This is a genomic window from Chamaesiphon sp. OTE_20_metabat_361, assembly GCF_031364565.1.
Genome location: NZ_JANLWO010000640.1, coordinates 1 through 2,547, shown reverse-complemented (window position 1 = coordinate 2,547; position 2,547 = coordinate 1). Strand labels below are relative to the sequence as shown.

Below are 2,547 nucleotides of genomic sequence, written 5' to 3'. Positions count from 1 at the left end.
GCGCACGTTGTCGCTCTCCGTGAAAAACAAGGCAAAGATCTCTGCTTGCGCGTCGGCGTCCGCCAAGGTGGTTGTTCCGGAATGTCCTACGTCATGGATTTTGAAGATCCCAGCCAAATTCGGGACGATGATGAAATCTGCGACTACAGCGGCTTTAAACTAGTCTGCGATCGCAAGAGTATGCTATATGTTTATGGTCTTGTCCTCGACTACAGCGATGCCATGATCGGTGGTGGTTTCCAATTTACCAACCCCAACGCCGCGCAAAGTTGTGGTTGTGGTAAGTCTTTTGCAGTTTAAGGAAGTGAATAGTGGATGGTGGATAGTGGATCGGGACTAGAAATCGATGTGAGTTCGTCCTCATGCCTCATATCATCGCACCTATCCACTATCTACAAATTCCTATTTACTATCCACTATCCACTATTCACTATCCACTGAACTCATGGCTGAAACAATCACCCCCAACGAATTATTTGACAATGCAATTAAGGATTATCAAGCCGGGGAAAGTCCAGCTAAATTGATTCCTGTTTTCATTGAAGTTTGCAATAAATCGCCCAAACTCGATAGTGCGTGGACGTGTTTATCGTGGTTGTACTTACTTGACAATAAGCCCCAGCTAGCGCTAAAAGCCGCTCAAAAATCGATGAAAATCGATCCTTTTGACGCTCAAACGCTGATCAATCTCTCCTTGGCAATGCTCGAAACCAAAACATCGGGCGTGCGCCAACATATCGAACTGGCAAGAAGTCTGGTCGAGGCGGCACCAGAAGTCCGCGATCAAGTCACGACCAATTTTCAAGATGGATTTAGTCGTAAACCCGACTGGGCAAGTCTCAAACGCATTGAAAAATTGATATTTGAAGACTAGAATATAGAACTGCAAGGATGGTAGGGGTAATCCATCAATTACCCCTACCATCCTTGCAGTCAGATACGACTGAGAATGTCTGGATCTGTGAGTACTGGCTAGAGTAATCGAATATGAAATTTGCCCACAGGTGGATACTCTCCATCAGCTAGGCTTGAGACTACCGATATCTTGTAAATATTTAATTCTGCTATCTTATTTGCCCGCACTCATAATTCGTAACTTCTAAAAATGTTAACCACCAAAACTCAATTAGTCGGCTTACAAGCCGATAGATTTCGCCACCCCTTAGACTTAGAAGCCACTACTAGTTTGCGGCGACTCCCCGGCTTGGATTTATTGGTTCGGAATTTATTAGGTGGCGTAACCGAAGAATTTCTATATCTCAATAATATTGCCGCCAGCGTCCTCATCGGCGAAAATCAACTTCCTCACATCCACAAACTTCTCATCGAAGCCTGTCAGATCCTCGATCTGGAAGTTCCCCAACTCTACCTCAAACAGCATCCCGCGCCCAACGCCTATACGATGGCAGTGCGCGGCAAAAAACCCTTCATCGTCGTTCATACCTCTTTAGTCGATTTACTCACCCCTGAAGAACTCCAAGCCGTGTTCGCCCACGAATTGGGACACCTCAAGTGCGAACATGGTGTCTATCTGACGCTGGCAAATATTATCGTCCTCGCCACTGGGGGCTTATTACCAGGCATCGGCACTGCACTCGCCCAAGGTCTGCAAGCCCAGATGCTACAATGGTTGCGCTGTGCCGAATTTAGTTGCGATCGTGCTGCTTTACTAGTCAGCCAAGATCCCAAAACCGTCATCTCGGTATTGATGAAACTCTCTGGTGGCTCCCCACAACTAGCACCATTACTCAATGTCGATGCGTTCTTGGCTCAGGCTCGCGCCTACGAACAGGTGAGCGCCACGAGTTTTGGCAAAATGCTCACCGCCAGCCAAACCGAACAACTCAGCCATCCCGTCCCCGTCTTGCGCGCCAAAGAGATCGATCTGTGGTCGCAAACAGATAATTATCAGTCCTTGCTAAATAACCCCACTATGCGCTATGATAAGCAAGCTATAAATACGGCTGGCTGGCGGAATTGGTAGACGCAGTTGACTCAAAATCATCCGCGAAAGCGTGTCGGTTCGAGTCCGACGCTGGCCATAGCATGAAACTCAATTTTATTCCGATTGAGTACCCTAGAAACCCGACTTCTTCACAGAGGTCGGGTTTCTTTATTTCTGCCGATTGCCAAGAGATCGACCCTACCCCTAAAGAGCCAAAAAACTTGTTAAGGAATTATGAGATACCCGTCCCACCATCAGGGGATCGCATATAGTGTCAAAGAGGTGTGGTTGCAAGCTGAGAACTAAAGGTAAGTCACGGTAGCTACTAGCCGTAGAGACGATCGACCGAGCGCCATCGCGATTTTCATAACGCGATCGTTTACTAATCTGTCCATCAGAGCAACAGCGCCAACACAGCAGCATTGTGCTACCGCTGCTGCAAATCAACCTTGATTTAGACCTATTAAAACAACCCACTTGCCGATGGTTTTCTCTCCACCACAGCGGCTAGCCGCTGGTGCGATCCCTCAGCGAGCAGACGACCCTATCTCATCTGACAGAGGTCACGTCAACCCCATTTGTCACAAAATATATTAACTAAT

General features: G+C 47.4%; 3 protein-coding genes and 1 tRNA gene. All 4 read left to right on the top strand.

Going from position 1 to position 2,547, the window contains the following annotated elements; all coding sequences use genetic code 11:
- Positions 1 to 300 (top strand): iron-sulfur cluster assembly accessory protein (locus RMO35_RS18400; protein ID WP_309742940.1); only part of this gene is annotated, 300 nt, incomplete at its 5' end.
- A 145-nt stretch (positions 301 to 445) separates the two neighbouring features.
- A complete protein-coding gene (locus RMO35_RS18395) occupies positions 446 to 874 on the top strand; it encodes a hypothetical protein (protein WP_309742938.1) in 429 nt (142 codons plus the stop codon).
- 231 nt (positions 875 to 1,105) lie between these two features.
- Positions 1,106 to 1,984 carry a M48 family metallopeptidase gene (locus tag RMO35_RS18390; RefSeq protein WP_309742936.1) on the top strand — a complete coding sequence of 293 codons (879 nt, stop codon included), beginning with the start codon at positions 1,106 to 1,108 and terminating at the stop codon, positions 1,982 to 1,984.
- Positions 1,963 to 2,042: transfer RNA gene (locus RMO35_RS18385), tRNA-Leu, on the top strand. The genes RMO35_RS18390 and RMO35_RS18385 overlap by 22 nt, the downstream gene beginning before the upstream one ends.
- The last annotated feature ends 505 nt before the right edge of the window (positions 2,043 to 2,547 follow it).

What these genes read in the sequence shown, in the direction of transcription:
- RMO35_RS18390 (WP_309742936.1), top strand. Translation starts at nt 1,106, where the DNA reads ATGTTAACCACCAAAACTCAATTAGTCGGCTTACAAGCCGATAGATTT.
- RMO35_RS18395 (WP_309742938.1), top strand. Translation starts at nt 446, where the DNA reads ATGGCTGAAACAATCACCCCCAACGAATTATTTGACAATGCAATTAAG.